Annotated in this window: 5 protein-coding genes and 1 pseudogene; 4 read left to right on the top strand and 2 right to left on the bottom strand. The window is 73.0% G+C overall.

Annotated features, from left to right (window positions below; all coding sequences use genetic code 11):
- On the bottom strand, nt 1-314 hold a 314-nt coding region (locus QM572_RS17810), incomplete at its 3' end, for a hypothetical protein (RefSeq protein WP_415095315.1).
- Nucleotides 315-635: 321 nt separating this feature from the next.
- Here QM572_RS17810 and QM572_RS17805 point away from each other — a divergent pair.
- The 4 genes from QM572_RS17805 (at nt 636) to QM572_RS17790 (ending at nt 7,196) form a co-directional block, all read left to right on the top strand.
- Nucleotides 636-1,043 carry a hypothetical protein gene (locus QM572_RS17805; RefSeq protein WP_415095314.1) on the top strand — a complete coding sequence of 136 codons (408 nt, stop codon included), beginning with the start codon at nt 636-638 and terminating at the stop codon, nt 1,041-1,043.
- 97 nt (nt 1,044-1,140) lie between these two features.
- A complete protein-coding gene (hrpA, locus tag QM572_RS17800; RefSeq protein WP_415095313.1) occupies nt 1,141-5,016 on the top strand; it encodes an ATP-dependent RNA helicase HrpA in 3,876 nt (1,291 codons plus the stop codon).
- Between the two features lie 10 nt (nt 5,017-5,026).
- Entirely contained in the window at nt 5,027-5,605 is a 579-nt protein-coding gene (locus QM572_RS17795; RefSeq protein ID WP_415095312.1) for a hypothetical protein, read from the top strand.
- Nucleotides 5,606-5,849: 244 nt separating this feature from the next.
- Entirely contained in the window at nt 5,850-7,196 is a 1,347-nt protein-coding gene (locus QM572_RS17790; protein ID WP_415095311.1) for an ABC transporter substrate-binding protein, read from the top strand.
- A gap of 29 nt (nt 7,197-7,225) precedes the next feature.
- Here QM572_RS17790 and QM572_RS17785 read toward each other — a convergent pair.
- Nucleotides 7,226-7,546 (bottom strand): annotated as a pseudogene (locus tag QM572_RS17785) (ribonuclease D); the annotation flags it as partial.

Genomic DNA, 7,546 nt, shown 5'->3' with positions numbered 1-7,546 from the left:
GCGATCCAGGTGAGGTCCCAGCCGTTGGCGCTGATGAGGGTGTGGGGGTTGCTGTCGCGGAGGGTGGGGTCGGGGCGGACCCAGAGCTCGACGGTCTGGGCGTGGTCGGGCGCCGGCAGCCCGGCGTCGGGTACCACCACGGCGTGCTCGGCGTCGATGCGGACGGATCCGTTCGCATCACCCTCGGTCGCGCCGCTGTTGTCGTAGATGACGCCGGCCGGGATGCTGCCGTCGTACCCGTGTCCCGACGAGTCGTGGAGCGTGGTGGTGCCGTCGTCCAGCCGGTAGTAGACAGCCGGCGCGTCCGCTAGCACCGCCTGGGCGTAGGGCGACGCTCCTGCGGCATGTGCCGGCGCCATCGATATCGACGACACGACGACGGCGACGATCGTCGCGATCTTCGATGCATTACCACTACGACTCGCTGTCGGCATCGCCCGCTCCATCGATGTGAGGACAGGTGCCCAGCCGAGCCCGGGTGTGCCGCAGCACGCGGCCACCGCAACGTAGCAACCGCGGTGGTGGCTGGCAATCGTTCCGCATGGAATTTCCGCTGCACCTGTGAGAATCGTCTGACGCCTGCTTCTTCGGCTGGTCTCATCCGGCGCTCAGCGTCGCCGGGCAGGCTCGAGGACATGACCAGCCCAACCCCTCCCTCGACTCTTCCCCCGGTCGCCACCCCGTCGGCCACTCCGGCCGCCCCGGCCGACCGGCCGACCACGCCGGCCGACCAGCCGGCCACCCAGGAGACGCCTCGTGCCAAGCGCCCGCCGCGGCTGATCAGGCTCTGGAAGGCGATCGCCGTCGCGGTCGCCTGCCTGGTCGTCGGTCTCGGCGCCGGTGGCGTGATCGGCAGTCAGCTCGGCGGTGACAGCGCGCCCTCCGGTGTCCCGACGATGGGACAGGGCGGCCCCGGCGGCCAGGACGGCCAGGGTGGCCCCGGCGGCCAGCAGGGCGGCACCGGCACCGACAGCGGCAGCGCGGGCGGCACCGACTCCGGCACCAGCGACAGCGGCACGACCGACTCCGGCACCGCCAGCTGATCCCGGACCGCTGACTGCTGGTGAACCCCGAGCCTGCCCCCTCCGGCGGATTCACCGGCAGTCGGCCTCCCGGCCGGCCCCGTAGACTTGGCCGGTCATGTCCGAGCTCGCGATCACCTACCCGGACCTGCCGGTCAGTGCGGTCCGTGAGGAGATCGCCGAGGCGATCCGCGCCCACCAGGTCGTGATCGTCGCGGGGGAGACCGGATCGGGCAAGACCACCCAGCTGCCCAAGGTCTGCCTCGAGCTCGGCCGCGGCGGCGGTCCCGGCGTGGACGGCGGTGGCACGATCATCGGCCACACCCAGCCACGCCGGATCGCCGCCCGCAGCGTCGCCGAGCGGATCGCCGACGAGTTGAGCTCCGACGGCCTCGGCGACGGCGTGGGATCGCTGGTGGGCTACCAGGTGCGGTTCACCGACCGCACGTCGAAGGCGAGCCGGGTCAAGCTGATGACCGACGGCATCCTGCTCGCCGAGCTCCAGCGCGACCGCGATCTGCGCCGCTACGACACGATCATCATCGACGAGGCGCACGAGCGGAGCCTCAACATCGACTTCCTGCTCGGCTACCTCAAGCAGCTGCTGCCGCGGCGTCCCGACCTCAAGCTCATCGTCACCAGCGCCACCATCGACACCGAGCGGTTCGCCGAGCACTTCTGCGGACCCGACGGGACGCCCGCGCCGGTCATCGAGGTCAGCGGCCGGACCTTCCCGGTGGAGATCCGCTACCGGCCCCTGATGGAGCTGCCCGAGGCGGGGCCGTCGCTCGACACCGACGGCGACGTCGTGGTCAAGGACCAGACCGAGGCGATCGTGGACGCCGTCAAGGAGCTCAGCGCCGAGGGCCCCGGCGACGTCCTCGTCTTCCTGCCCGGCGAGCGCGAGATCCGCGACACCGCCGACGCCCTGTCGGGCATGCCCCTCGACGTCGTACCGCTCTATTCGCGGCTCAGCGCGGCCGACCAGCACAAGGTCTTCAGCCCCCACACCGGCCGCCGCGTGGTGCTCGCGACCAATGTCGCCGAGACGTCGCTGACCGTGCCCGGCATCCGCTACGTCGTCGACACCGGCGTCGCCCGGATCTCCCGCTACTCCGCGCGCACCAAGGTCCAGCGCCTGCCCGTGGAGCCGATCTCGCAGGCGTCGGCGAACCAGCGGTCCGGACGCTGCGGTCGCGTCGCCGACGGCATCGCGATCCGGCTCTACTCCGAGGAGGAGTACGACGCCCGGCCCGAGTTCACCGATCCCGAGATCCTCCGCACCAACCTCGCCAGCGTCATCCTCCAGATGGCCTCGCTGCGGCTCGGGGCCATCGAGGACTTCCCGTTCGTCGAGCCGCCCGACCGCCGCAACATCGCCTCGGGGGTCCAGCTCCTGGAGGAGCTCGGCGCCTTCGAGCACGCCGCAAGCCCCCTCTCGAGCCGGCGCAAGGCCCCACTCGGCGGCGGGGAGGCCCCACTCGGCGGGTTGACGACGGTGGGACAGCGGCTCGCCCGGCTGCCGATCGACCCCCGGCTGGGCCGGATGGTGCTCGAGGCGGACCGCCTCGGCTGCCTGCGCGAGGTGATCGTCGTCGCGGCGGCGCTGTCGCTGCAGGACCCCCGCGAGCGACCCGGCCCGGACGACCCGGCGGGCCAGGCGCGCGCGGACCAGGCGCACGCCCGATTCAAGCACCCGCACAGCGACTTCCTCTCACTCCTCAACCTGTGGCGCTACCTCAAGGAGCAGCAGCGCGAGCTCTCCTCCAGCGCCTTCCGCCGGATGTGCCGCACCGAGCACCTGCACTACCTCCGGGTGCGCGAGTGGCAGGAGTTCGAGAGCCAGCTCCGCCAGGTCTGCCGCGAGCTCGGCATCACCGGCGAGCCGGCCGACAGCCCGGACGAGGACGGCATCCACCAGGCGCTGCTGTCGGGCCTGCTCAGCCACATCGGCGCCCTCGACGTACGCGACGACAAGGCCGAGCGCGCGAAGGGGAGGCGCCCCGGACCCCGGGAGTACCTCGGCGCCCGGGGCACCCGCTTCGCGATCTTCCCCGGCTCCGGCCAGGCCCGGCGCAACCCGCCGTTCGTGATGGCCGGCGAGCTCGTCGAGACCAGCCGGCTCTGGGCCCGCCAGGTCGCCTCGATCAAGCCCGAGTGGGCCGAGCGGCTCGCGCCGCACCTGGTCAAGCGCACCTACGGCGAGCCGCACTGGAGTCGCCGCCGCGCGGCGGTGATGGCCCACGAGAAGGTCACCCTGTACGGCGTCCCGCTGGTCGCCGACCGGCTGGTGCCCTTCGGCCGGGTCGATCCGGTGGTCGCGCGCGAGCTGTTCATCCGGCATGCGCTCGTGCAGCGCGAGTGGAAGTCCGACCACGGCTTCCTGAGGCGCAACGCGCGGCGGCTCGAGGAGGCACGCGAGCTGGAGCACAAGGCCCGCCGCCGCGACATCGTCGTCGACGAGCACGTCCTCTTCGACTTCTACGACGCCCGCGTCGGCGAGGAGGTCGTCAGCGGCGCGCACTTCGATTCCTGGTGGCGGCGGCAGCGCGACAAGGGGGCTCTGGACATCGACCCCGCCGCGCTGTCGCGCGACGTCGACGTCAGCGAGTTCCCGAGCGAGTGGCACGGCGGGCCGGCCGGCGACGGCGGCGTCACGTTCAACCTCAGCTACCGCTTCGAGCCCGGGTCGGCCGAGGACGGCATGACGATCGACATCCCGGTCGCCACGCTCAACCGGGTCGACGACGGCGACTTCTCCTGGAACGTCCCGGGCAACCGCGAGGAGCTCGTGACCACGCTGATCCGCGGCCTGCCCAAGCAGCTCCGCGTCCAGCTCGTGCCGGCCCCCGACCGCGCGCGGGAGTTCCTCGCCGCCGTGCCGCCAGGCGGCGAGCCGCTGCTCGACGCGCTCGAGCGCTGGATCCGCTCGGTGGTCGGCGTGGTGGTTCCGCGCGAGGCCTGGGCACCTCTCCCGGAGCATCTGCGCCCGACGTACCGCGTCCTGGACGAGCGCGGCCGCACGCAGGCCCGCGGCAAGGACCTCGACGCGCTCAAGGCGCCGCTGGCCGGGGAGTTCGAGCGCGCGATCGGCGAGGTCGCCGCCGACGCCGGGCTCACCGCCACCGGCCAGACGACCTGGACGTTCGGCGAGATCGCGGCGACCGTGACCGAGCGGCGCGCGGGCCACGAGGTGACCGTCCATCGCTGCCTCGTCGACGAGGGCGACGCGGTCGGGCTCGCGGTGGTCGGCACCGCCGACGAGGCGGAGGCCCGGCATCGTCTCGGCGTCGCGCGGCTCCTGCTGCTCGGCGCCCCGAGCCCGGCGAAGCGGATCGTCGACGGCCTCTCCCTGCAGGACCGCCTCGCCCTGACCGCCACCCCCTACCCGTCCGCCCACGATCTCGTCGAGGACTGTCGCGCCGCCGTCGCCCGGATGAGCGTGGACGCCCACCCGCTTCCCCGCACCCCCGAGGCGTACGCCGTCACCCGTGCGCACTTCGAGGCCGATCTGGACGCCCGCGTCCGGGCCGTGCTCGACGACGCGCTCCGCGCGCTGGCCGCCCATCGCGACGCGGACAAGGCGCTGACCGGCCGGGTCGACGTCTACCAGCTGCCGGCCGTCACCGACATGAGGGCCCAGCTCGCCCGGCTCGTCGCCCCGGGGTTCATCGCTGACGCGGGCTCCCACCTGCGGCGCTACCCGACCTATCTGCTCGCCCTCCGCCGCCGCCGCGAGCGGCTCGACGACGCGGCCGGGCTGCGCCGCGACGCCGAGCTCATGGCCCAGCTGGGCGATCTGCAGGAGCGCTACCTGCACGCGCTCGCGGCACTGCCCGACGGCCGGCCCGCGGGGGCTCGGCTGCGCGAGGTGCGATGGCTGATCGAGGAGTGGCGGGTCGGGCTCTGGGCGCAGCAGCTCGGCACCGCCGTACCCGTCTCGGACGCGCGGATCCGCCGCGTCCTCGAGGGCCAGGTCTCGGGCATGTCCTAGGGTCGAGGTCGTGACTCGCCACCACCATCGCCCGATGCAGCCCGGCGACCGCTTCTTCGAGGCGGTCGAGTCCGGTGGTGACCCGGCCAGCGTGCGCGAGGCCGGCGATCAGGCGGCGACCGTCCTCGTCCGCGGCGCCCGCGAGTCGGGCGACCCGCGGGTCGCCGAGCGGGTGCTCCACCTCGCCGAGGAGGAGGGCATCGAGACCATCGCCGAGGTCTGGTCGGGTGCGCCCGCCGACACTCTCGCGGGCTGCCTGTGGCGGCTCTTCGTGCTGCGCCAGTGGGTGCACAACGAGCCGTCGGAGGTGGCACGGGAGTTCGCCGCCGGCCGCTCGGCGCAGGTCGCGCGCGTGGTCGCCGGGGTGGCGGACCCGCCCGGCCCGGACCAGCTCCGCACGATGATCGACGAGGTGCTGCGGGGCATCGCCGGCTCCGACTTCGCCGACGTGCTCTTCCGTGCCGCCGCCTTCGCCCGCGTGGTCGCGACCGGCCGCGCGCACCTCGACCGCGATCCGCGCCAGGTCCTCCAGCTCGCCGAGCAGCTCGAGGAGGCGGGGCACGCCGAGCTCCGCCACGGCCTGGTCTGAGAGCGTGGTCGAGAAACTCGGTGGCGCCGAAGCTCGACGCCGAGCTCTCGAACACGCCCTGAGCCTGCGCCGGCCACGTCATTTCCGGCCAGGCCCTAAAATGGTCATCGCACGCCGGGTCGCGGCAGCCCCGGGTCCCAATATCAGCCGCTTCGAGCGGCCTTGCGCCGTGAGGCGCTCCCGGCTCGGCGTGCACCGCTTTCCCACTCCGGGCTCCGACCCGGGCTTCAGTACAGTGAGCGCCGTGCGGAGACGAGTGTGTGCCCTGGCCGCCGTGACAGCCGTGGGCATCACGCTCGCAGGCTGCGGATCCGGTGAGCAGACCGCCTCGCCGAGCCCCTCGGCCACCACCTCCTCGACGGCACCGGTGACCGATCCCGCGGAGGTCACGCTCGGCGTGTGGGGCGACGACACCCAGGTCGCCGCCTGGACCCAGGCGGTCGACGCCTACAACGGCGCGACCGACCTGGCCCACGTGACGCTGACCTCCTGGGCCGACGACGCCTCGATGCTCACGGCCTTCGCCGACGCCTCGACGGCGGTGCCCGACGTCTTCCTCATCTCGCGTGGCGACCTCGCCCAGCTCGAGACCGAGACGAAGGTCGAGCCGGTCGACAGCTATCTCGACGCCCGCAACGTCGACATCGGCGACGAGTACTCCCGCGACGCGCTCGAGGCGTTCAGCAGCGACCATCACCTGCAGTGCATGCCGTTCGGCGTCTCGCCCGAGGTGGTCTACTACAACTCCGACCTCGTCGACTTCGCCCGGATGAAGGCCAAGGGCGTCGACGTGCCGGACATCGACTCCTCCAAGTCGTGGACCTGGGACGAGTTCCAGCTCGCCGCCCAGGAGGCGGCGAGCCAGGACGGGGTGAAGGCCTTCTCCGTGACGCCGTCGCTGGCCGGCATCGCGCCCTTCGTGCTCGCGGCCGGTGGCACGCTCGCCTCCGAGGACGACACGTCTCTCACGCTGTCGGACGACGACACGCTCGACGCCCTGGGCAAGGTGCTGCCCGTGCTCTCCAACCCGACGCTCACGACGACCGCCACCGCGGCCAAGCAGCTGCGCTGGTTCAAGAAGGGCAAGCTCGCGATGATGGTCGGCGACCGCAGCCTGGTGCCGCAGCTGCGCGCACAGTCGGACGCGACGGGCCTGCGCTGGGACGTCCTGCCGATCCCGAAGATCGACACCGCCGCGACCGTCGGCGACTACACGGCGCTGTGCCTCTCGGCCGACTCCGAGCACATCGAGGACGCCGCCGACCTGCTCGTCGGGATGTCGTCGGAGACCGGCGTGGTGCCCCTCGCGGCCACGGGTGAGGTCGTGCCGGTCAACCAAAAGGTCGCGCTCTCGGAGGACTTCCTCCAGCCGGACCTGTCGCCGCTGCACTCCTCGGTCTTCGTCCAGACGGTCCGGTCGATGCGGATCCTTCCGCTCACCCATCAGTGGGAGGCGCTCGAGGCGGCGGTCACGGCCCAGGTCGCCAACCTCTTCATCCCCGGCCAGCTCCCGGTGGCGATCGATCAGCTCGCCGAGCAGATCGACGAGACCTCCCGCGGCATCCTCGACGCGGCCGCCGGCGCCTCGTAGCCGTCACGGCGACCGTTCGGAGCGTCCGCTCAGTCCTCCGGTGGCTGGTCGTCGGCGAGGATCGCCGTCGTCAGCAGTGGCGCGGTCAGGGCGATCTGCCAGCCGCGCGCGCCGAGCTGGTGGAGCTGGGCGGCGACGGCGTCGATCAGGTCGCCGGGCTCACGCGTGCGCGGCGGCGCCCACAGCACCCGCCGCAGGTAGTCGGGCGTCAGGAGGTTCTCCACCGGCACGCTCCGCTCCTCCGCGAGGGTGGCCATCGCGGCGCGCGCGATCTCGAGCCGCTTCGCGGCGACCGGGTCCCGGTCGGCCCAGGCGCGGGGCGCGGGCGGCCCGTCTCCGCGCGGCGGCCG

It is taken from the genome of Nocardioides sp., from assembly GCF_047607365.1.
GTDB lineage: Bacteria > Actinomycetota > Actinomycetes > Propionibacteriales > Nocardioidaceae > Nocardioides.
The sequence above is the reverse complement of the archived record's forward strand: the minus strand, read 5'-3'. Positions and strand labels throughout refer to the sequence as shown.

Coding starts and splice junctions, on each gene's coding strand:
- hrpA (WP_415095313.1), top strand. CDS start 1,141: ATGTCCGAGCTCGCGATCACCTACCCGGACCTGCCGGTCAGTGCGGTC.
- QM572_RS17805 (WP_415095314.1), top strand. CDS start 636: ATGACCAGCCCAACCCCTCCCTCGACTCTTCCCCCGGTCGCCACCCCG.